Genomic DNA, 21,317 nt, shown 5'->3' with positions numbered 1-21,317 from the left:
GCTAAAAATATTTATCATAAGAATATAAAGTAAACTACTTACACAAAAAAATACAAACCCAACAATTATAGCATTGATAATATAATCCTTTCTTGACTGGAGCATGCCTTTCCTAAAGCTAAGCCTATACAACACTCTTGCTATTACCATTGTAAACACTAGAGCTATTACTATAGCCAAAACACTTGCTAGAACCATAATTAAACATCCACATACGTTATTCTTCGTTTAAACCATCTAGCTACTAGCTGAGGTATTGCTTCAGGATAATCCTGCCTTATTTGCTTAGCTAACCTAGATACCAACTGGTAATTGTCATAGTACTCGTTTATATCAAAAGTTATAAACGTTGATATACCAGATTGTTCCTTACCTAAAATGTCACCTGCTCCACGTATTTCTAAATCTTTTTCTGCTAAATAAAAGCCATCTTGAGATTGACGGATTAAAGATAGTCTTTTTTTACCAATTTCACTAATTTTATCACTATACAAAAGTATACAATAACTTTCTTTTGAGCCTCTACCGACTCTACCTCTTAACTGATGTAATTGTGAAATTCCAAGCCTTTCAGCATTGTCAATTATCATAATACTTGCATTAGGAACATCAACACCAACTTCTATAACCGTTGTTGCAACCAAAACATCGTATTTAGCTGCTTTAAAATCGTTCATAACTTGGATTTTTTCTTTGGACTTCATACTACCATATACTAACCCAACTTTATCATCTCCAAGCTCACCTGTAAGCTCTGCATACAATGTCTTTACATCTTGTAAAAAATCCATACTTTCAGATTCCTCAACAAGCGGACAAACCCAATAAACTTGCTCTTTTCTAGATATTGCTTGCTTTAATTTTGCTATTAAGTCTAATTTTCGTGAACGATTAAGAACGGTAGTAACTATAGGTTTTCTATTTGGTGGCAACTCATCTAATATAGAAAGTTCAAGATTTCCATATAAAGTCATTGCTAAAGTTCTAGGAATAGGGGTTGCTGATATTATAAGCTGATGAGGAGCTATTTTTTTTCCGTTAATGCCTTTTTTAATCAATGCTAACCTTTGCTCAACGCCAAATCTATGTTGCTCATCTACAACTACTAGTCCAAGATTGTTATATTCGACACGCTCTTGGAATATAGCATGAGTTCCAACTACAATACAATTTGATAAGTTTTTTATCCTATCTAAACTAGTTTTAGTTTGCTTTGCCGTTAATTTACCTAGCAGCGGTATAACCTCTATCCCAAAATCAGTCAAATAATCTGATAAAAACTTATAGTGTTGTTCTGCCAAAATTTCTGTTGGTGCCATAATTGCAGCTTGATAACCTGATACTGCAGCAGCATACAAAGCTACAGTTGCAACTATAGTTTTACCAGCTCCAACATCTCCTTGTAATAACCTTATCATTGTATTTGCTTTTCTAATATCAACTAAAATTTGCTTGATCGCTTTCTCTTGAGCATTAGTTAAACTATATGGCAATTTATTATAGAACTTCTCTACATCACCATCCTTTAGAGTAAGCTTAGGAGATAAAGTTTTTGAAAGATCTTTTTTTATATTTTCTTCGGCTAACTTATAAGCTAACATCTCCTCAAATTTAATAGAATACCTTGCTTTTGATAAATAGCGTTCATCTATAGTATCTGTTAGAGCATGGAGATAATATAAAGCATCAGTAAGCTTCATCAAACTATATGATTTTAGATAGGTTTGTGGAATTAAATCTTTTATTTGACTATCTTGCAAAATTTTGGTGATTATATTAGCTATTACTCTATCTGGTACTTTTTTTAGTCCATAAACTGCAGATAGTTTCTGCTCAAGTAAACATTTACCTTCTTTTATTACTGACCATTCTGGATGAATCATTTGGAAATCTTGTGATACATCTATTTTACCATAACACCTTACATACTGTGCGTTTTCTAGCATAGCAATTTGGTTTGGGTAAAATTTAAACAAAATCACAGAGCAAACACCTGTACCATCATTAATCAAAAAGCGTAAAAATTTCTTTCCTGTTTTTTTATAAGTAACATTTGTGATTCTACCTTCAATAACACTTTTTTTATCTACTACGAGATTTTTGATAGAAGTTATAAACCTAGTATCTTTATAAACTTTTGGAAAAACAAATAATAAATCCTCTGGCTGGTACAAGCTGTTTTTAGCCAAAGCCTTTATAGTAGCATCACCAACCCCTAAAAAATCTAGAAATTTCATCAAATTTTCTCTAACTAAATCCTTCTTTTGCTCAAACTTATTCTATCATTTTAAAAGCCCAATAAACAAAGCATTTGCCAAATTACATGATTACTGTTAAATTAGTCCTACTAACAATATTTTAGAACTACATAAAAAATCATGAAAAAATTATTTTTACCAATTTTTATTAGTTTCTTCCTAACCGGATGTGGACAAACAGGCCCTCTATATCTTCCTGAAGATCAACAAAAAGATAGCGATCAAACAACTAAAATAACATCTGGATCTACATTAGCTACTAAGCAAAGTACCTCAAAAGTAGATGATGATCCGACTTCACCATCTAGAAATACAAACACACCTACAAGCGAGCTTGTAGATAGTGGCGATAATTTTAATTACGACGCTAATATTCAAGACTCATCAGAAGCTGGTGGAACCCCGTAATCAATAGGTTAAGTCACCTATTAGTAAGTTTTAATATAAAATTTCAGTTTACTTTTAAATTCAAACGTAATAAAATCTTGAAGATATATGTAAAAATAATAAAAAAATTTTGCCCAAGGAGAGTTTCTAAATGTCTAAAGTTTGTATTATTACAGGTAAAAAACCCATTACAGGGAATAACGTATCACACGCACAAAACAAAACTAAAAGAAGGTTTTTACCAAACCTTCACACGCATAGATTTTGGGTAGAAAGCGAAAACAGATATATAAAATTAAGGGTTAGCTCTAAAGGTATGAGAATAATCGATAAAAAAGGTATTGATGTTGTTCTTAATGACTTAAGAACTCAAGGTCATAAAATCTAAATTCTAGAAAAGGAATTCAAACAATGAGAGAAAAAATAAGATTAGTTTCTTCTGAAAAAACAGGTCATTTTTATACTACTACTAAAAATAAGAAGAATATGCCAAACAAAATGGAAATCAAGAAGTTTGACCCAGTTGCTCGTAAACACGTAATTTATAAAGAAGCAAAGATCAAATAAGCCCATAACTAAAATTAAGGCCTTATAACCATGAAGCAAGCTTTTCATTTCAAAGGTGGCAACTATACTATAAGTGCTATCAATATCAACGTAACAGAGTTTACTCAAATTGAGAGCTTACTTAGTTCAAAGGTTGCCCAATCGAAATCTTTTTTCAAGAACACTCCCTTTGTAATCGACGTTTCTGAAATCGATCAAGATGATAAATGCAGTGTGGTTTTTTTGGAAAAGGTAATATCTTGTTTTAGGTCTAATGGTATGATCCCCGTGGGCTTTGTCGTTAACAATCAAGAGCTAAAGAGTAAACTAGCGAAAGCCGGGCATAACATTTTAAAAAACGGCAAGATCAAAGAAAATTCTTCTGAAGAGACTCCTCGCACAACAACTAAGATAATCACTTCTCCTGTGCGTACTGGGCAATCTATCACTGCTCGTGATGCTGATGTAATAGTGACAGCTAACGTGAACAATGGTGCTGAAATTATTGCCGATGGCAGTGTCATTGTATATGGAAGGATCGGAGGAAGAGTTCTTGCTGGTAGTTCTGGCAATAAAGAAGCAAGAATCATTTGTAAAGACCTAAAAGCAGAACTTGTTTCAATAGCTGGTAAGTATGTGACTCTTAACAATGAGAGCATCCCTGTTAATGAAAAAAGTACTGATGGATATATCATTTATCTGAAAGATGATAAAATTCATATAGAAGGTTTTTAGAAATTAAATTTATAAGAGGTTATAGCCAAAATGGGTGAAAAAAAACAAGGTAAAGTATTTGTAGTTACCTCTGGTAAGGGTGGAGTTGGTAAAACAACTTCAAGCGCTGCTATTGCATATGCTTTTGCTAAAAGAGGGCTAAAAACTGTAGTTATAGACTTCGATGTTGGACTTAGAAATCTTGATCTAATAATGGGTTGTGAAAGAAGAGTAGTATATGATCTAATAAACATAGTAAAAGAAGAAGCTACAATTAATCAAGCTATTATCAAAGACAAACGCATCGAAAACTTATATATAATACCAGCTTCACAAACTAGGGATAAAGATGCCCTAACAGAAGATGGTGTTGACAGAATTGTAGAAGAACTAAAAAATTCTTTTGATATCGTTTTATGTGACTCTCCTGCTGGCATTGAAAAAGGTTCTTTGATGGCTATGAGATGTGCTGATGCAGCAATCATAGTTACTAACCCTGAAGTATCTTCAGTAAGGGATTCTGACAGAATCCTCGGCATGCTTTCAAGTAAAACTTTGAAAGCTCAAAGGGAAGGCGAATTCAAAGAAATATACTTATTACTTAATAGATACGACGCTACTAGAGCAAAAGCTGGAGCGATGCTAAAAGCTGAGGATGTAAGCGAAATACTATATACTCCTATTACTGGCATAATTCCAGAATCAAAGGACATATTAGAAGCTTCAAACAGCGGGCACCCTATCACCCATTTTGCAGACTCTGTAGCTGCTAAAGCGTATTTTGATGCGGTAGATAGAATGCTAGGTAAAGATGTTCTTCCTATGAGATATACTGAGCATAAAGTCGGTTTCTTTAAAAAATTAATAGGTAAGTCATAATTATGTTTGAAAAGCTTTTCGGACCAAAGAAAAAACAAAATAGTGCTTCTTTAGCAAAAGAAAGATTACAGATTATAGTAGCACATCAAAGAAATGAACTGCAACCTAGAACTTCAAGGATTAGTAGTCATTTGCTTGCTGAACTAAAAGACGAAATAATCGAAGTAGTTAAAAAATATATTGCTCTTTCAGAAGAGAATATTAGGGATATAGATTTGAAGGTAGAAGATAACAGCAAAAACTCAACAATCGAAGTTAATATACCTTTCAACTAGATAGATACCTACTAATAAATGAGCAATATTAGCTTTAATCAAGTTTCTTTTTATAGAGGAGCTTCTTGTATATACGATAATGTTACCTTTACCATTCCATCTAAAAAAATTACTACTATCCTTGGTCCATCTGGTGCTGGCAAGACCACCATACTGCAACTAATCGCAGGACTTATCAAGCCTGATTATGGAAATATTTGTATAGATAATATTCATGTAAATAAGAAGACCACCGAAAAACAACTTGCGATACTCCGCAAAAGGATGGGTTTTTTGTTTCAATCAGGTGCCCTTTTTACTCACCTTAGCGTTTATAATAATATAGCCTTTCCATTAAGAAAAAATACTGACCTAGATGAAAAACTAATAAAGGATATTGTGTTATTAAAATTACAAGCTGTTGGGCTTGCTCATACTGTAGAGATGATGCCTAGCGAGCTTTCTGGTGGCATGGCTCGTAGAATTGCATTAGCTCGCTCTATTGCTTTAGATCCTAGTATTATGCTGTATGATGAGCCATTTACAGGACAAGACCCAGCTTCTTTTAACAAACTACTTGAACTAATATCTACACTTAATAAAACTCTAAAAATGACTTCTATAATTGTTTCTCACGATATACAAGAATCTCTCAGCATTTCAGATCACATAGTTATAGTAGCAAATAAAAAAATTTTAGCTAGCGACTCACCTGAAAATATAAAAAATAGTAAAAATGAAGACATAAAAGCCTTTTTAGCTGGCAAACCTCTTAAAAGCGGTGAACAAAACCAACAACACCCAGATAAAGACTTTTTTATTAAAGAAATTTTAAGGGCTTAGTATGTATATTTTTGGTAAAGTTTATAACTTAATGATTTCTTTTATATACAGCAGCCTAAGATCTCTACGTTTAATTATAAGCGTTCTAAGTAGCAAATTTAGTGTTCGAGATTGTATAGATCAAACAAACACTGTTGGTGTTAATTCGCTAGTTATTATAGTAACTTCAGGTGTTTTTATAGGATTAGTTTTAAGCTTACAAGGCTACTATACCTTAGCCAAATTTGGAGCTCATTCTCTATTAGGTACCATGGTAGCTTTAAGTGTATTGCGAGAGCTTGGACCTGTTGTCACAGCTATGTTATTTGCAGGTAGAGCTTGTAGTGCAATAACTTCAGAAATAGGGCTAATGAAAGCTACTGACCAAATTAATAGCTTAAAGATGATGAATGTAAGCCCTATTAGCTTTATTCTTTCAACTAGGTTTTGGGCATGTATGATAAGTGTTCCTATACTAACTTTGATTTTTTGTTCGGTATCGATTATAGCATCATATATACTAGCAGAGGCTAGCCTAGGAATAGGCTACGGAGAATTTTGGAGCAATATACAAACCTCTGTAAGCCTTTCAGATATATCAAATGGATTAATCAAAAGTCTAGTTTTTGCTTTTGTAGTAGCTTGGATAGCATTATACCAAGGATACTATTGTACACCCAACTCAAATGGTATAGCTACGGCGACAACTAAAACAGTAGTATACTGCTGTATGAGTGTTTTAGGAGCTGACCTTATTTTAACATCAATCATGTTTGGAGAAGTCTAATGAGGAGTAAATATTTTGAAACCTCTGTTGGTATTTTTATTATTTTAGGAGTTTTATGCTTAGTTTTCTTGATTTTTAAAGTAAGTGGTAGCTCATTTAAAGCTTTTAATACTAATCACTATTCTATTCAAGCACAATTTAAAAATGTAGGTTCATTACGAGTAAATGCAGCTGTAAAAATAGCAGGCGTAGAGATCGGCCAAGTAACTAACATATCTCTTGAGAAAACATACAATGGTTTTATGGCTTTGGTCACTATATCCATGAATGATGGTAAAAAAATACCTGCAAACTACTCTGCTGCTATAGCTATGAGTGGTATTCTTGGAGATAACTATATTGCTCTTAGTCCACCACAAGAGGATATTATGGCAATAGCTAGCCTAGCTGATAACTCAGCAACTGAAGATCAATACCTACATCAAGGTAGTATAATACCATTAGAAAATACTGAATCCGCTATTGATTTAGGATCATTAATTAATACTTTCGTTGCTAACAAAGATAATGAAAATAGTAAATAACATGGACATTAGATTGTATTCTCAAAATTTACTAAATATTTGAAAAAGAGTCAAAAGCAGTTTAAGAGACTACAGTTATAAGCTCAAATTAAACAGATGTTAATAATATAAAAGAGCAAAGGTACACTTTATAACTTTAATATATACTGCATTTGGGTATTTGATATAGGCTAGTTATGAACTTACTTATAAATATAAGAAATTATTTTTCAAAAAGGCCTTGACTAAAGTAAAAAAGAGCTTATAATATCCCACATGTCGCTAGCGATAGCAACTTAAGTCTTATGTCCCGTTCGTCTAGAGGCCTAGGACACCGCCCTTTCACGGCGGCAACAGGGGTTCGAATCCCCTACGGGATGCCAAGTTTAAATTTTGTTTATTAACTCATAAAAACTATTTTACATTAGCTTTTTTATAAAGCTAACAATTTAACGATTTCTTATATATTTTTGTAAAGATATTTACTTTTTTTGTCTAATTGCTATCATTAGGTTTTGTTATTTAGTGAAATTAGGAAACTTAAATGAAAATAGTGACTGCTGAATATATATGGATTGATGGAGCAAATCCTGTTGCTGGACTTCGTTCAAAGTCTAGAATATTACCACATAAAGAAAATATCAAAATAACAGATTTCCCGGAGTGGAGCTTTGATGGATCTTCTACAAACCAAGCTACTGGTGATAATTCAGATTGTATACTTAGACCTGTCAATTTTGTTATAGATCCGTTAAGAGATAGTGGTTATTTAGTTTTGTGTGAAGTTTATAACCCTGACAATCAAACACCTCATAAAACTAACCACAGAGCAAAATTAAAAGAAGTCTTAGAAAGTCTAAAAGCGCATGACATATGGGCAGGTTTTGAACAAGAGTATACTATGTTTGCTGATGGTAGACCACTTCAATGGCCAGTAGTAGGTTTTCCGGGGCCTCAAGGGCCATATTATTGTGGAGCAGGAGCTGATAGAGTGTTTGGTCGGGAACTAGTTGAAAGACACTTAAAAGAATGTATAAAAGCAGGTATTTTGATATATGGTATTAATGCTGAAGTTATGCCTAGCCAATGGGAGTTTCAGATAGGTTATAGAGGTATGGATGGTGAAGATGCAGGGATATTAAACGTTGCTGATCATACCCATATTGCTAGATGGCTACTAATAAGGTTAGGTGAAGAGTATGGCATCACAATTTCTTTTGATAATAAACCTATCAAAGGTGATTGGAATGGTGCTGGTATGCATACTAATTTCTCTACTAAAGCAACTAGAGATCCAAACCTGGGCAAACAAGAAATCCAAAGAATAGTTAAAAACTTAGAAAAAAACCATAAAAAAGACATCTTAAATTATGGTTTTAACTTGCATGAAAGATTAACTGGCTTACATGAAACTTGTGATATAAATACTTTTAGAGTTGGTGATGCTGATAGAGGTAGTTCAATCAGGATTCCTAAACCAGTTGCCTTAAAAGGGTATGGTTACTTTGAAGATAGAAGACCAGGCGCAAATGCAGATCCATATATAGTAGCTTTAGCTTTAGCTTTAGCTGCTGCTACTGAAGCGTGATTTCTTTTGACTCTAAAAATATTAGCTTTACAATAAATGAAATTTGATAGGTTTCCCAAATTTTATTCTTCTTTTTTGTAAAATATAGTTAATCAGTTATAATATTATTACAGTTAAGAACAGTGAAAAAATATAGCTAGCCTGTTTATTTTATGCGGTCTTAGTTTAATAAACGGTGTTTAGTTATCCTATGGTTTGACCACTTATATGAACTTGCTTCAGTATCATAGAATGACAAATCTATCCCGGCTTAGCTACTAGCTGATAATTAACATTAATCTAATATCTACAAAAGTTTTAAGATAAAGGAACAAAATTGAAAATTAAAACTAAAATGAACGCAGGTTACTCTGCAGGTCAAGATCACTATAAAAATATTTTCCATGTTATCTGTAATGATAATGAATGTGTTACAAAATCAGGAATTCTAGGAATTTTAGACGATTTCGGTATAGCTAGGGATGATGTGCGTATAAAAACGTTAATTGAAAAACTAGGTAAATTTTCACGTACAGAAAATATTGACTTTGAAACTTTTAAAGATGTAACTTCGGACAGTATAAACCTTATAGAAAAGGCGATTAGTAAAAGTTTTGTGATCCCAGATTTCATAGCTTTCAAAACAGAAATTCAGAATATTTTCGAAGAGACTAAGAAAAATACCTCTGGAAAGGTCGCAAACTATATTCCACAATTAGCCCGTGTTGATCCTGAGTTATTTGCAGTAGCTTTTTGTAGTGTAGATGGTCAGATGATTACCTTAGGCGATTATAACCACCCGTATTGTGTCCAGTCTACAGCAAAAGCTATAACCTACTGTATCGCTACAGAGTTAAATGGAGAGGATAAAGTTCATGAGCATGTTGGTAGAGAACCCAGTGGAGTTACGTTTAATGCTATAGCTTTGAATAAATATAATCTTCCACATAATCCCATGATTAACTCTGGAGCTATCATGACTTGTTCATTAATTAAACCGGAATGGAATATAGCAGATAGGTTTGAGTATATTACTAAAGTTTGGAAAGATTTGTCTGGTGGAGAGCCCGTAAGTTTTGATAATGCAACCTACCACTCAGAAAAAGAAACGGCAGATAGAAACTATGCCTTAGCTCACTATATGAAAGAGGTGGGAGCTTTCCCTCCTAAAACTGATATACATACATCATTAGACTTTTATTTTCAGACATGTTCGATTGAAGTTAATGCCAAGAAAATGGCAAAAATCATGTCTACTATAGCTAATGGTGGTATATGCCCATTTACCAACAAAAAGATTTTTTCACCCACAACTATTAGAAACTGTTTATCAATGATGTACTCTTGCGGGATGTATGATTTTTCAGGAGAATACGCCTTTTCTGTCGGACTACCAGCTAAATCTGGAGTATCAGGAGCTTTGGTTATAGCTATTCCAAACGTTGGTGGATTTGCAATATTTTCCCCTAGATTAGATTCTAACCATAACTCAGTTAGAGGTGTAGAGTTTAGTAGAAGATTGATAAATAAATTTAGTTTTCATAATTATGATCATATTGATAGGAATGACAAAATAAACCCCATAGAAAATCGTATGTTAGCAGAATCAAGTTTAGTTTTTGAGTTGATTTGGGCTGCAAGTACAGGAGATCTTTCTGAGGTTAAAAGAGCCGTTGCCTTGGGGGTGGATATTAATAAAGGTGATTATGATAAAAGGACAGCGCTACATTTAGCAGCAGCTGAAGGCCATGAAAATATTGTAAAATATTTAGTCAGTAAAGGTGCTGATATCACAACAACAGACAGGTGGGGTAAAACGCCTCTAGATGACGCAAGGATAAATAATAATGAAGGTATTATAAATTTGCTAACTAGTAGTTAGCTAACTAGACTAAAAACTATTTCATTAAGTTTAAGATTGATATTTCCTTTTTTTGCTCCTTTTATACATAAATCTGTATCTAAGCATTTTTGTAAACAGGATAATACAGTCTCAGAACTAACTCTATTGGCTAAACTTGTATAATATTTTTGCTTAGACGACCAAATATTATTATCCTTAAAAATCTTTTGATGATAAACATTCTGTGTTGATTTTAACTGAGAGATGACTCGCAGCTCTCTTTTTAAAGTCCAAAGTATAAGAGGAGGTTTATCACTCTCAGTAAGAATACTATTTAATATTGTTAAAGCTTTTGACTTTTGTTGACTTAAAATAGTGTCTGATAAATCAAAGACATCAAAACTAGTATGCTCATGTAAAAAAGGTCTTAAGGTTTTATCATCAAAATTTTGAGTGTTTTGGCGTGAAAGGAGCTTTATTATTTGCTTAGCAGCTATTAGATTTCCTTCAGTTTTTTGAGCTAGTAACTGAGCTGCTTCGGTCGTTAAAGTCAAACTTGACTGCTGTAACTCATGATTTATTATAGTTATAGCATTAGTTATATCCGGCTGATGTATGTGTATATGAAGAGCATTTTGGACTAAACTTTGAAACCATTTACTTGATAAATTTTGTTTCTTAAGCCCATTAAAAGCTAATAAATAGACATTATCACTAGGCTTTAAAATATTTTCAATAAGAGCCTGCTGCAAAGATTTTTGAGGAACTTTTTCAAAACTGAACTGTATAAACTTATCTACGCTAAATAGACTAAGGCTATCAGCTTCTTGATAGAGAGTATCATAGTTTTGCTCACTTAAATCATGCCTAACTATTTCAAAATTCCTGTTTTTGAACTCATTTGTGATTTTTTCAATAACATTATAACGCTGTAAAGGCTCATCTCCTGTAATTATAAAAAGTTTGTATTTTGCCAAGTCTGTCATTTTTATAAAGTCAAAATAGCTTAATTCCATAAATTACAAATATTTAAATATGTTTATTTCACTAGTTAGTTTATTATATTAATAAAGTGTTACCAATACAAAGATGTTATGAAAGCAAAACTATTAATTATTTTAGTATTTTTTTCTTTATTAGTGGGATGTGTGACAAAGCCTGCAGATATTCAACCAGTAGATAATTTTCAAGCAAATAAATATTTAGGTAAATGGTATGAGATAGCTCGTTTTGACAATAGCTTTGAAAAAGGAATGACTCATGTATATGCCGAATATAGCTTAAATCCTGATGGTACAATAAAAATTATAAATAGTGGTGTAGATCCTGAAAGCGGTAAAAGAAGTTATGCAAAAGGGGTGGCTAAGTTTGTTGAGGGAGAAAATATTGCATACTTGAAAGTATCTTTCTTTAGACCTTTTTATGGGGCTTATGTAGTGTTTAATCTTGATAAGGATTATAAGTATGCTTATGTTGCAGGAGCAAATAAAGATTATCTATGGTTATTATCTCGTACCCCGACAATTTCTGAGAATATCAAAAAAGACTTTATTACCAAATCGAAAGCCTTAGGTTTTGATACAGACAAGCTTATTTGGGTTAAACAATAAGCTTCATATTTACTAATTATTTAAAAAAAATCCTTTTTACTTATAATTTATAGTATACATACAGTTGTTTATACAATTTTTATCAAATAGAATAAAATCTATTTAAAAATCTAATCTGAGTGAGATTTGAATCATGCAAGATATTTCTAAGATCAATAAATTTGATCTTGGGTGGCTAGTAGTTAGTTTCGGTATGGCAATAGGTGCTGGTATAGTGCTAGTTCCTGTGAGTATCGGGGTAGTTGGTTTTGTGGTTTTTGCTATTTCTATATTAATAGCTTATCCAGGGATTTATTTATTCCAAAAGCTATATATATGTACTTTATTTGCCTCAGATAAACCTAAAATCTATAAAGATGTTGTGGGAGAGCTTTTAGGAAAAAACTGGTCTATTTTTCTAGGTATTCTGTATTTTTTAATGATGTTAATATGGACAGTAATATATGCACAAGTTGTTGCTAAGTCTTTGGCAGCATATTTGTATTTATTTAATATCACTAATAATCCTCATCTTGAGCAGAACATTTTATATAGTGCCATTTTGATGGTAGTTTTAATTTTTGCTGGAATGAAAAGTCAAAGAATTCTAATAAGAGTATCAACTATCTTTGTAGTAGTTTTAACTGTAGCAATTATTGTAGTTTCTTTATCTTTAATCCCTCTATGGACAACAGTAAATATTACGACACTACCTAATAATAGCTATGAGCTAGTCACTAAAACTATTATTATGCTACCATTTTCTCTAACATCTATTCTTTTTATTCAATCTCTAAGTCCAATGGTGTTAGGTTATCGATTACGTTATCCTAACTTTGATAATAATTTAGTGCTTAAAAAATGTTTACGCACTATGAAATTAGCTTTTGTTTTTCTAGTTATATTTATAGGGTTTTATGTATTATCATTTTCTTTTGTTATACCTAAACAATTTGCTTTAGAGGCATCAGCTAAAAACCAGTCAGCATTTTTACTATTAGAACAGCATGGCATGTCAAACATAATTTTATATGTCTGTGGCATAGTAATTAGTATATGTGCTATTTTGACTTCTTTTTTAAGTATTTTAGCTGGCATGGCAGAATCTTTAAAAGGGATGTTGAGAATAAGTTTTAACCAACCAAGAGCAACCGAAAAAATAAGCCCTAAAGTTATAGATGTAATCGTTATTTTAATAATCTTTTTTTTAACTTGGTTATCTATAGTGTTTGACGCTCCAGTTTATACACTTGTACCGTTGTCTGGCCCAATATTTGGTATTTTAGGTTGTTTAGCACCAGCATATATGGTTTTTAAAGTTCCAGCTCTTAAAATATATAGAACAAAGAGTATTTATTTTGTTATTTTTGTTGGGATTATCTTAGTGATATCACCGTTGTTAACTTCGGCTTTTTCTTAGTGTTTATCAAAGTATATACTTGTAAACCTAATTTTCTCATACTAAAAAAGTTATTTTAAATATATAAATTTATTTAATAAAATCATTTTATATATATATTGATATCTTTTTAAAGATATTTTAAAATATATTTTAAATATTTATTTTTTGATATTTAACTGGAGTGATATGAATGTGGAATGAAGAAAAAAGTAAATTAATTAAAAAAGCTGTTGACAACTTTGTTGATGATCCTAGTACAGTGGACTTATCTAGCAACAATCTAACTGAAAACGAGGTTAAAACCTTAGTTAATGAAATTCTAAAAGATAAAATATATTCAGGAAAAATAAACAAAGGTATTAAATTTATAAAACCCTCTCTTAATCTTGATGGTAATTACAAAATTGGAGATGGATCATTAAAGTATCTATCTAAACTAAAACCCTTAAAAAATCTGTACCTTTCAAACTGTGGTGTTACTGATCAAGGTGTAGAGTACATAACTAACAATCTAACAAATCTGGAAGTATTAAATCTTTCTAAAAACAATATTAGTGAAAATGGTATAGGAGCTATTGCCAATAAACTACGCGAGTTAAAATCTTTAGACATTTCAGAGAATACATTTGGGTGGCCAGGAGTCAAAGCTCTTTCTGAATTTAAAGAATTAAATTTAAAAACTTTGAACATTTCTAATGACAAGTTACTTAAAGAGGACCTCCCGGGTCTAATAGATATATCTTATGGGGACGTGTTTCTTGAGCTCATCAAATGTCTACCTAAATCATTAGATTCCTTAAGTATAGCAGGTTATCAGCAATTAGATGATAGGATCGCAGGTGCTATAACAAATATGCATAATAAACAAGCAAAATCTACAACTCAAGGTCTACTAGGCTTAAGCAGTCTAAATCTTTCCGGCTGTAGTATTAGTGATCAAGGAGTAAAGATTCTAATTGCACACCTATGGATATTAAGCTCATTAAACCTTTCAAATTGTAAGGACATTACTGACCTAAGTTTAGCCCATATTGCAGAAGGGGCAAACAATAAGTACGGTGACTCTTCAAACCCCACACAATTAAATCTTTCCAACTGTAATCAAATTACTTCAAAGGGAATAGAATATCTTAACAAATGTAAAGTTCCTTTAACGCACCTAAACCTTTCAGGTTTTAAACAAATTCATATTCGTGACCTTTTAAGACTAACATCGTTACAATCATTAGACCTTTCAGATAGCGATATCTTTTCGGATACCCCGAATGTACTTATTCATGATTTAACATATTTAAAATTCCTAAATATTTCAAACTGTAAAAATATTACTCCCAAAGAGTTAAAAGAACTTCAAATGAGCGCTAAAAAAAGAGGGATAAAAATAAAATGTTCAGAATTACCTTATCAAAATTATCCAACCTCTAGGTTTAATATAAATTACTTCAGTTCGTCAGATTCTGAATAGAAATGCAATAAGAGTTGGTTAAAAAGGAAAGTTTATTATCAGAAGGCTTTAAAGAAAATATAAACTCATGCTTTTAGGTAGCCCATAAATACAAGACCCTTATTGCTCATTAGCAGCTACAGTCTTCATTGATAGCGCGTGCAGCTCCCCAGATAATATATATTCGTTAATTTTTGAATATACTAATTGCTGTCTTTTTACCTTGCTTTTAATATCGTTAAATTCTTCGGCAACTATAGTTGCTGTAAAATGTACATTATCATCGCTTTGAACATCAGCTGTACAATTTTTTAGAGATTCTTCTAGAATTTCTTTTAGTTGTTCTTTTGTCATTTCTTTCTCCGTTTTCTAAACTCAAATATAGCTGGAATTTATAGATATCCTCTATAATTTATAATTCTAGCTAGAGTATTGCTCTAAAATACTTTTTATGCCATAAACTTTAGATAGTGAAATAGTATCTTTACTAAGGTTTTTAAGCTGCAATTTTATACTATTGTTTTTGGCATATTTTATATACTCAATTATAAGTGCTAACCCAGCACTATCAATTTTGTTACAGTTTGAAAAATCAATAATCCAAGAACCTTTCAGTCTTTCTAAGTGCTTAGCGTATCTTTTAACTACGCTAGGCACATTTACCATAGTTAGCTCTGTATCAATAGACCACATATTATCAGTTATCTTTATCATTCTATGTTCTGAAGTTTATAATTATCATCTAAAAGTTTAGGGTAGTTTTTCTTTTTAATATTGGTAGTAACCCTTTCAGCCGCTTTGGTCATTTCTGGAACCGTTGCATAAGGAGCAAATTGCTCTTGGTATGCTTTTAAGATACTTACTCCAGCAACATCAAAATCATAAATATGCCATTTACCATCTTTTTGAAACATTTTCACAGCAAAATCAGAACTTTGATTATTATCAATATTTGTTATTTTACCGTTTACTACAACTATAGCTTTTTTTTGCCAATTACTATCATCTTTATTGAAGGGGAATAAACTTATTTTATATTTGCCAGCATACGCAACGTTTTTAGCATACATAAATGTCAGCATTTCAGTAGCAGAATGGATAAAATCTTTTTGTTCTTCAGGGGTGGCTTTTTTCCATTTTGCGGTACCAACTACAAGTTGAGCTACAACTTTTGGTGCAACGATAGGAACAATCTCTTTATCTACTAACCCTAAAAGTTTATAAGGATCTTGTTTATATTCAGCAGAGTTTTTGATTAGCTTATCTTGAGTTTTGACTATTGTATTGTTTAGCATATCTACAGGATTTTCTATAGCAGCCCATGCAACTGATATTGTTATAGCCAATAAAGCTATTAAAATTATAAATTTGCGTAACATAATTTAAGTTTTCTAACCTTTTCACTTAGTTGATAAATTCTAATATAAAAAATTAACTTTTTAAAGATGGTATTATTAAGAGTGTAAAACTACAGATAATTTAACAACAAAATTTACTTTATATTCTAGTTTTGCGAATATTTATACCATGGAATATAAAATCTAATTCTGTCAGTTTAAAGACCTTTATAAAAGTTAACTGGTGGACCAATCAGAATCATTTTACCAACGATCTAATTATCAAAAACCCTTACCTCTTATTAAATATACTATCTATCAAGTTATACTTTAAACCAATATAGGTTCCATGAACAAAATTTTTGCATAAAGAAGTTAAGTGTATTTAAATAGTTTTGCGAAACAAGAAACACACTTAACATAAATGAAATATTATATATCAGAGTCAAATTGGTCAACTATTTTAATTTTTCTTAAGGCCCAAAAGGGTTTACATATCAAAGACACTCAAAAGCTTAGAATATTTGTAGAAGCAGTATTCTATATTCTAAAAACAGGTGCTCAATGGGGCTATCTTCATAAGGATTATGGCAATAGTAGAGCTATCCATAAACGCTATAAATACTGGGCAGATAAGGGTATTTGGTGTGACTTAATGACTTATGTTTCTGATGTTGACTCTGAACAGTTTATGATTGATTCATTATCTGTAAAAGCACATGCTTGTGCTAGTGGTTATGAGATAAACGGTAATGAAATTCATGCACTTGGGAGAAGTGTTGGTGGATTTACAACTAAAATTCATACTGTAACAGACGCATTGGGTAATCCTGTTGGATTTATGCTATCAGCTGGTAATGTTCACGACATTATTCCTTCTCAAGATCTATTAAAAGGTATAAGAGGTGCTCAAATATTGGCAGATAAGGCTTATTTTTCTGAGGACAATCTAAGGTTTCTAACAAAAAATGGTAATACAGCCATTATTCCTGCTAAAGAAAATTATACTAAAAATCACCATATTGATTGGCATATATACAAAGATAGGCATCTAATTGAAAACTTTTTCTCTAAAATTAAGCATTTTAGAAGGGTTTTTTCTAGATTTGATAAAACTTGCTCCGCTTTTCTAGGGTTTGTGGCATTAGCAAGCACATTTATTTGGCTAAGATAATTTTTTGTTCATGGAACCTATTTATCCATGCAAAGTAAAACAATTTAGAAAAGGAAAAACCTATGGCTATAAATCATCAAATAAATAGTTTAATCGAAATTCTTTCTTTTGCATCCTCTATTTGTAACAGCAATAGAAAAAAGCTTCTTTTACAAAACTTGATTAATATTTGTAGGGTTAATAAAATGGTTGTTAATATGTCAGATATTTCTACCGTTTTAGAATTACTAATAATTATTTCTTCTATTAATCGACATTTTACTTGGTACCGAAATAATGATACCAATATGCTAAATGCTCTTTCCCAAAAGATTAATACCAATAATAGCTTTAAAAACCTTTTAGAAATACCTGAAAACACAAATGTTTCTCCAGAACTGTTAAAAAGTTTATTTTTAAACATATGGGAAACTTTTAAAGACGGCAATAAAAACTTAAACATAGACCAGGTTTACCAAAAACTCCAGCAACATGTAGAGACATTAGCTGAACATATAAATAAGAAACAGCACGATAAGGAAATAGAAGCCGCAGGAATTATAGTAAACGCAATAAAAAAATATCTACGAAAACCATTAGATGAAAGAATAAAAATAGAATTTGATGATTATATAGAACAAGTAGAAATATCTTCTACGGGGGTAGATCCATCTTGGGCCAATCATATAGGAGCAAAAAGGCTTGCTCAATATCAAAAAACTTCTAGAAAAGAAGCTGAAAAATTAATCAACCTAGTAAGAAAAGGAGGCTTTAATCCGGGCCTACAAAGTTTACAAAAAACAAAACTCTATCGCGCTGGTAACTGTGGAGACCAAGCAGTTGCTATGGCTCATATGTTAAACAGGAGAAAAAATAAAGGAGTCGCGCATCCAGTAGGTTTAATAAATGAAGATCATGCATTTGTTTTATATGACACAACTGGAATAAGCCTACAAGCAAATGGGGTTTTCAATTTTAGACCAGGAACAGTTTATGTGATAGACCCATGGAAAGGAGCTGCGTTTTTATTTACAAAAGGGGATATCCAACCAATGAAACTAATTACTCAAACAGGGAAACTTAAAGAAATAATTTTTAATGCCCCAAAAGGCAACTCTAACATGTAGTAGCTCAAACTTGATCTGACAGTCACCAATTAATTTGAGACTGAATTTATTTCTAAACTAGTGTCAGATTTATCAAACATATTACCTAAATTTTTCTCTTTTGCCAAAGGTTTTGAGTCAATAAAAGTTTTCATAGGCGTTTTTCCATAACAGTGCTTACCAGAATGTGGTCTATCGTTATTGTAATAATCCAGCCATATATCAACATCTTGCTGAATCTCCTCAATCGTTGAATAAACCTTTTTTCTAAACATTGTCTCATAACATTCATTTTTCATAGTTTTATGAAATCTTTCACAGATACCATTAGTTTGAGGGGAGTTAGCTTTTGTTTTAGTATGGTCAATGTCTTCTATGCTTAAGTACATCTGGTAGGAATGATTCTCCAGCTTTCCACAATATTCCGTGCCTCTATCTGTTAATACTCTTAATAGATCTATTCCATGTTCCTCAAAGAATGGTAATACCTTATCATTAAGCATATCAGCAGCTACTATTGCATTTTTTTCTGTATATAACTTAGCAAATCCTACTCTAGTATACGTATCTACAAATGTCTGTTGATATATCTTACCTATACCTTTTATATACCCTACATAGCTATCTTGAGATCCTAAGTAACCTGGATGATGCGTTTCAATCTCACCAGTAGCAACCTTTTTAGCTTTTTCTTTTTCTAAAGCTTGTAATTGAGCTTCTGTAAGTATAAAGCCATCTTGAGCTACTTTGGTCTCTAGTGCTGTTAATCGCTTCTTAAAATTCTCTAAGTCATGTCTAAGCCAAATAGATCTAACTCCACTTCCTGAGACTAATATTCCTTGCTTTGCTAATTCATTTGATACTCTATGTTGTCCATACGCCGGATATTCATAAGCCATATTAACTACTGCTTGCTCAATATGTGCCTCAACTCTATTTTTCTCTAATGGCTTCTTACGGGATATTTCTTGTAAAGCTAATTCTCCACCATTATCGTATAACTCTTTAAAGCGATAGTAGCTGTCTCTTGAGTAACCCATCACTTTACAAGCTTGCTTGACATTACCTAATTGTTTTGCTAATTCTAACAGACCTAATTTGGGTTTGATTATCTTTTGAGATGCATTCATTTTATTCTTCCTTAATTTGACATCTTATTTTATACACAATGTCAGATTAAGTCAAAGCTATTACATCTAACATAGATTTTGCATAACAATCTGATTTAACTAAGCCTATGTGCTTCAGTTAAAATTATAATTCGTTAAGCATTATACCATTACAGTTACAAACATAACTTTAGAGCTTTACTTAACCTTGAGATCACCTTATTTTTACCAAGCAACTTTAAAGTAATACCTATATCAGGAGACTGGCCGGAACCTGTCACAGCAACTCTTACAGGCATACCAACTTTACCCATACCACATTCACATTCTTCTGCTGTTGAGCTTATTATAGAGTGTAATATAGCTTCCTCTTGCCAGTCTTGGTCAGATAGTGATTCAAATTTAGTTAAGGCAACCTTCAAAATATCACCTGTAGTAGCTTTAAAGTGTTTTTTTACTGCATTTTCGTCATAAATTATATCTTGTATATAAAAATAGTTAGAGTTTTCAGCAAGCTCTTTAAGCGTGTCTACTTTTTCTGCCATAACAGCTAGTAAATCTCTTAAATCAGGGCCGTTAGAAAGATTCAATCCTGCTTTGGTGAAGTGATATTCTACCTCAGCCTGAATATCCTCGAATTTTGATTCTTTGATGTAATACTTATTTAACCATTTTAACTTCTCAAAATCAAAACGCGACGGTGAAGTACTAATATGTTCAAGATTAAAACTGTCAATCATTTCATCGATTGAAAATATTTCTTGATCGCCATTTGACCAACCTAACCTTACAAGATAGTTAAGCATAGCTTGTGGTAAATAGCCATCATCACGATACTGCATAATATTTACAGCACCATGACGCTTGGAAAGCTTTGTTCCATCTGGACCTAGTATCATCGGCACATGTGCAAACACTGGAACTTGAGCTTGTAAAGCTTGATAAATATTAATCTGCTTAGGAGTATTATTCACATGGTCATCGCCACGTATAACATGTGTAATCCCCATATCCACATCATCAACAACTACACAAAAATTATACGTTGGTGAACCATCAGCTCTTTGAATAATCATATCATCAAGCTCTTGGTTAGCTATTGAAATTTTACCCTTTACAGCATCATTCCAACTTACCACACCTTGTTCTGGGTTTTTAAATCTTACAACAAAGCTTTCACCATGATTAGGAATATAGTTAGCGTTTCTACATTTTCCATCATATCCAGTTTTTAGATTATTTGCTTGCTGATTTTCTCTTAACTTTTCCAATCTCTCTTTAGAACAATTACAATAATAAGCTTTATCTTGATTTATAAGCTCACCTATAACTTGATGGTATCGATCAAAGCGTCTTGTTTGATAATATATCTGATCATCATTTTTTAAACCCAACCAACTCATACCATCTAAAATAGCATCTACTGCTTCTTGGGTAGATCTTTCTAAATCTGTATCCTCAATCCTTAATAAAAATTTCCCGTTGTTTTTTTTAGCATATAGCCAACTAAATAGCGCTGTTCTAACACCACCTACATGTAAGAAACCTGTCGGGCTTGGTGCAAATCTTGTGACTGTCATATTTATATCTACTGTAAATAAAAGATTATTGCTAGAT

General features: G+C 32.0%; 23 protein-coding genes and 1 tRNA gene. 17 read left to right on the top strand and 7 right to left on the bottom strand.

The genetic code is table 11. The features are described 5' to 3' along the window. Positions 1-200: 200 nt before the first annotated feature. Positions 201-2,237, bottom strand: coding sequence for an ATP-dependent DNA helicase RecG (locus FRA_RS01005; RefSeq protein ID WP_035720920.1), 2,037 nt, complete (start codon positions 2,235-2,237; stop codon positions 201-203). A 141-nt stretch (positions 2,238-2,378) separates the two neighbouring features. Between FRA_RS01005 and lptM the strand changes: the two genes are divergently transcribed. The 12 genes from lptM (at position 2,379) to glsA (ending at position 10,599) form a co-directional block, all read left to right on the top strand. Continuing rightward, a complete protein-coding gene (lptM, locus tag FRA_RS01000) occupies positions 2,379-2,666 on the top strand; it encodes an LPS translocon maturation chaperone LptM (RefSeq protein ID WP_051686791.1) in 288 nt (95 codons plus the stop codon). A gap of 130 nt (positions 2,667-2,796) precedes the next feature. Further along, positions 2,797-3,033 carry a 50S ribosomal protein L28 gene (gene rpmB, locus FRA_RS00995; protein ID WP_035720917.1) on the top strand — a complete coding sequence of 79 codons (237 nt, stop codon included), beginning with the start codon at positions 2,797-2,799 and terminating at the stop codon, positions 3,031-3,033. A gap of 23 nt (positions 3,034-3,056) precedes the next feature. Then, a complete protein-coding gene (gene rpmG / locus FRA_RS00990; protein ID WP_035720914.1) occupies positions 3,057-3,212 on the top strand; it encodes a 50S ribosomal protein L33 in 156 nt (51 codons plus the stop codon). 30 nt (positions 3,213-3,242) lie between these two features. Further along, entirely contained in the window at positions 3,243-3,926 is a 684-nt protein-coding gene (gene minC / locus FRA_RS00985; protein ID WP_035720912.1) for a septum site-determining protein MinC, read from the top strand. 30 nt (positions 3,927-3,956) lie between these two features. Next, a complete protein-coding gene (minD, locus tag FRA_RS00980) occupies positions 3,957-4,784 on the top strand; it encodes a septum site-determining protein MinD (RefSeq protein ID WP_035720909.1) in 828 nt (275 codons plus the stop codon). Positions 4,785-4,786: 2 nt separating this feature from the next. After that, on the top strand, positions 4,787-5,059 hold the full coding sequence (gene minE, locus FRA_RS00975; protein ID WP_035720907.1) for a cell division topological specificity factor MinE: 273 nt from the start codon (positions 4,787-4,789) through the stop codon (positions 5,057-5,059). 18 nt (positions 5,060-5,077) lie between these two features. After that, on the top strand, positions 5,078-5,881 hold the full coding sequence (locus FRA_RS00970; protein WP_035720905.1) for an ABC transporter ATP-binding protein: 804 nt from the start codon (positions 5,078-5,080) through the stop codon (positions 5,879-5,881). 1 nt (position 5,882) lies between these two features. Continuing rightward, positions 5,883-6,647: an MlaE family lipid ABC transporter permease subunit gene (locus FRA_RS00965; protein ID WP_035720902.1), complete on the top strand. Its 765-nt coding sequence runs from the start codon at positions 5,883-5,885 to the stop codon at positions 6,645-6,647. Then, positions 6,647-7,171, top strand: coding sequence for an outer membrane lipid asymmetry maintenance protein MlaD (gene mlaD / locus FRA_RS00960; protein WP_035720899.1), 525 nt, complete (start codon positions 6,647-6,649; stop codon positions 7,169-7,171). Before FRA_RS00965 ends, mlaD begins: the two co-directional genes overlap by 1 nt. Positions 7,172-7,457: 286 nt before the next feature. After that, a tRNA-Glu gene (locus FRA_RS00955) sits at positions 7,458-7,533 on the top strand. Between the two features lie 161 nt (positions 7,534-7,694). Beyond that, entirely contained in the window at positions 7,695-8,738 is a 1,044-nt protein-coding gene (locus FRA_RS00950) for a glutamine synthetase beta-grasp domain-containing protein (protein WP_035720896.1), read from the top strand. A 334-nt stretch (positions 8,739-9,072) separates the two neighbouring features. Further along, entirely contained in the window at positions 9,073-10,599 is a 1,527-nt protein-coding gene (gene glsA / locus FRA_RS00945; protein WP_155960897.1) for a glutaminase A, read from the top strand. Here the strand turns inward: glsA and holA are convergent. After that, positions 10,596-11,576 carry a DNA polymerase III subunit delta gene (holA, locus tag FRA_RS00940; protein WP_035720894.1) on the bottom strand — a complete coding sequence of 327 codons (981 nt, stop codon included), beginning with the start codon at positions 11,574-11,576 and terminating at the stop codon, positions 10,596-10,598. The two genes, glsA and holA, sit on opposite strands and share 4 nt — an antisense overlap. 78 nt (positions 11,577-11,654) lie before the next feature. Between holA and FRA_RS00935 the strand changes: the two genes are divergently transcribed. From FRA_RS00935 to FRA_RS00925, 3 genes are all read left to right on the top strand, one after another. Further along, positions 11,655-12,170, top strand: a complete 516-nt coding sequence (locus tag FRA_RS00935; RefSeq protein ID WP_035720891.1) for a lipocalin family protein — start codon at positions 11,655-11,657, stop codon at positions 12,168-12,170. Between the two features lie 133 nt (positions 12,171-12,303). Next, the gene (locus tag FRA_RS00930) at positions 12,304-13,569 is read left to right on the top strand and encodes an amino acid permease (protein WP_035720889.1); all 1,266 of its coding nucleotides are present in this window, start codon (positions 12,304-12,306) and stop codon (positions 13,567-13,569) included. 172 nt (positions 13,570-13,741) lie between these two features. Beyond that, positions 13,742-15,016 (top strand): leucine-rich repeat domain-containing protein, encoded by a 1,275-nt coding sequence (locus FRA_RS00925; RefSeq protein WP_035720888.1) that lies wholly within the window; start codon positions 13,742-13,744, stop codon positions 15,014-15,016. A gap of 99 nt (positions 15,017-15,115) precedes the next feature. Here FRA_RS00925 and FRA_RS00920 read toward each other — a convergent pair whose 3' ends face one another. From FRA_RS00920 to FRA_RS00910, 3 genes are all read right to left on the bottom strand, one after another. Then, positions 15,116-15,349 (bottom strand): BolA family protein, encoded by a 234-nt coding sequence (locus FRA_RS00920; protein ID WP_035720886.1) that lies wholly within the window; start codon positions 15,347-15,349, stop codon positions 15,116-15,118. A gap of 66 nt (positions 15,350-15,415) precedes the next feature. Then, a complete protein-coding gene (locus FRA_RS00915; RefSeq protein ID WP_035720884.1) occupies positions 15,416-15,709 on the bottom strand; it encodes an STAS domain-containing protein in 294 nt (97 codons plus the stop codon). Next, a complete protein-coding gene (locus tag FRA_RS00910; RefSeq protein WP_035720882.1) occupies positions 15,706-16,374 on the bottom strand; it encodes an MlaC/ttg2D family ABC transporter substrate-binding protein in 669 nt (222 codons plus the stop codon). Before FRA_RS00910 ends, FRA_RS00915 begins: the two co-directional genes overlap by 4 nt. Before the next feature lie 382 nt (positions 16,375-16,756). On the opposite strand from FRA_RS00910, the gene FRA_RS00905 reads away from it, so the two are divergent. Continuing rightward, the gene (locus FRA_RS00905; RefSeq protein ID WP_035720880.1) at positions 16,757-17,506 is read left to right on the top strand and encodes an IS5 family transposase; all 750 of its coding nucleotides are present in this window, start codon (positions 16,757-16,759) and stop codon (positions 17,504-17,506) included. Positions 17,507-17,568: 62 nt separating this feature from the next. After that, a complete protein-coding gene (locus FRA_RS00900; protein ID WP_035720878.1) occupies positions 17,569-18,612 on the top strand; it encodes a hypothetical protein in 1,044 nt (347 codons plus the stop codon). 29 nt (positions 18,613-18,641) lie between these two features. Here the strand turns inward: FRA_RS00900 and FRA_RS00895 are convergent, their stop codons facing one another. Both FRA_RS00895 and gltX read right to left on the bottom strand, forming a co-directional pair. Then, positions 18,642-19,721, bottom strand: coding sequence for an IS481-like element ISFw3 family transposase (locus tag FRA_RS00895; RefSeq protein WP_035718769.1), 1,080 nt, complete (start codon positions 19,719-19,721; stop codon positions 18,642-18,644). A 155-nt stretch (positions 19,722-19,876) separates the two neighbouring features. Beyond that, the gene (gltX, locus tag FRA_RS00890; RefSeq protein WP_035720876.1) at positions 19,877-21,280 is read right to left on the bottom strand and encodes a glutamate--tRNA ligase; all 1,404 of its coding nucleotides are present in this window, start codon (positions 21,278-21,280) and stop codon (positions 19,877-19,879) included. Positions 21,281-21,317 lie beyond the last annotated feature (37 nt).

Origin of the sequence: Allofrancisella heilbronnii (assembly GCF_000710735.2) — a bacterium.
GTDB classification, from domain to species: domain Bacteria; phylum Pseudomonadota; class Gammaproteobacteria; order Francisellales; family Francisellaceae; genus Francisella; species Francisella frigidaquae.
Note: the sequence above shows the minus strand (reverse complement) of the source record. Positions and strands in the feature narration are given on the sequence as shown.

Excerpts from the sequence above, each read along its gene's own strand:
- FRA_RS00920 (WP_035720886.1), bottom strand. The coding sequence starts at position 15,349 with ATGACAAAAGAACAACTAAAAGAAATTCTAGAAGAATCTCTAAAAAAT.
- FRA_RS00950 (WP_035720896.1), top strand. The coding sequence starts at position 7,695 with ATGAAAATAGTGACTGCTGAATATATATGGATTGATGGAGCAAATCCT.
- FRA_RS00965 (WP_035720902.1), top strand. The coding sequence starts at position 5,883 with ATGTATATTTTTGGTAAAGTTTATAACTTAATGATTTCTTTTATATAC.
- holA (WP_035720894.1), bottom strand. The coding sequence starts at position 11,576 with ATGGAATTAAGCTATTTTGACTTTATAAAAATGACAGACTTGGCAAAA.
- rpmG (WP_035720914.1), top strand. The coding sequence starts at position 3,057 with ATGAGAGAAAAAATAAGATTAGTTTCTTCTGAAAAAACAGGTCATTTT.
- lptM (WP_051686791.1), top strand. The coding sequence starts at position 2,379 with ATGAAAAAATTATTTTTACCAATTTTTATTAGTTTCTTCCTAACCGGA.
- FRA_RS00935 (WP_035720891.1), top strand. The coding sequence starts at position 11,655 with ATGAAAGCAAAACTATTAATTATTTTAGTATTTTTTTCTTTATTAGTG.
- FRA_RS00915 (WP_035720884.1), bottom strand. The coding sequence starts at position 15,709 with ATGATAAAGATAACTGATAATATGTGGTCTATTGATACAGAGCTAACT.
- FRA_RS00970 (WP_035720905.1), top strand. The coding sequence starts at position 5,078 with ATGAGCAATATTAGCTTTAATCAAGTTTCTTTTTATAGAGGAGCTTCT.
- gltX (WP_035720876.1), bottom strand. The coding sequence starts at position 21,280 with ATGACAGTCACAAGATTTGCACCAAGCCCGACAGGTTTCTTACATGTA.
- glsA (WP_155960897.1), top strand. The coding sequence starts at position 9,073 with ATGAACGCAGGTTACTCTGCAGGTCAAGATCACTATAAAAATATTTTC.
- rpmB (WP_035720917.1), top strand. The coding sequence starts at position 2,797 with ATGTCTAAAGTTTGTATTATTACAGGTAAAAAACCCATTACAGGGAAT.
- FRA_RS01005 (WP_035720920.1), bottom strand. The coding sequence starts at position 2,237 with ATGAAATTTCTAGATTTTTTAGGGGTTGGTGATGCTACTATAAAGGCT.
- FRA_RS00895 (WP_035718769.1), bottom strand. The coding sequence starts at position 19,721 with ATGAATGCATCTCAAAAGATAATCAAACCCAAATTAGGTCTGTTAGAA.
- minC (WP_035720912.1), top strand. The coding sequence starts at position 3,243 with ATGAAGCAAGCTTTTCATTTCAAAGGTGGCAACTATACTATAAGTGCT.
- FRA_RS00930 (WP_035720889.1), top strand. The coding sequence starts at position 12,304 with ATGCAAGATATTTCTAAGATCAATAAATTTGATCTTGGGTGGCTAGTA.
- FRA_RS00905 (WP_035720880.1), top strand. The coding sequence starts at position 16,757 with ATGAAATATTATATATCAGAGTCAAATTGGTCAACTATTTTAATTTTT.
- minE (WP_035720907.1), top strand. The coding sequence starts at position 4,787 with ATGTTTGAAAAGCTTTTCGGACCAAAGAAAAAACAAAATAGTGCTTCT.
- mlaD (WP_035720899.1), top strand. The coding sequence starts at position 6,647 with ATGAGGAGTAAATATTTTGAAACCTCTGTTGGTATTTTTATTATTTTA.
- FRA_RS00910 (WP_035720882.1), bottom strand. The coding sequence starts at position 16,374 with ATGTTACGCAAATTTATAATTTTAATAGCTTTATTGGCTATAACAATA.
- FRA_RS00900 (WP_035720878.1), top strand. The coding sequence starts at position 17,569 with ATGGCTATAAATCATCAAATAAATAGTTTAATCGAAATTCTTTCTTTT.
- minD (WP_035720909.1), top strand. The coding sequence starts at position 3,957 with ATGGGTGAAAAAAAACAAGGTAAAGTATTTGTAGTTACCTCTGGTAAG.
- FRA_RS00925 (WP_035720888.1), top strand. The coding sequence starts at position 13,742 with ATGTGGAATGAAGAAAAAAGTAAATTAATTAAAAAAGCTGTTGACAAC.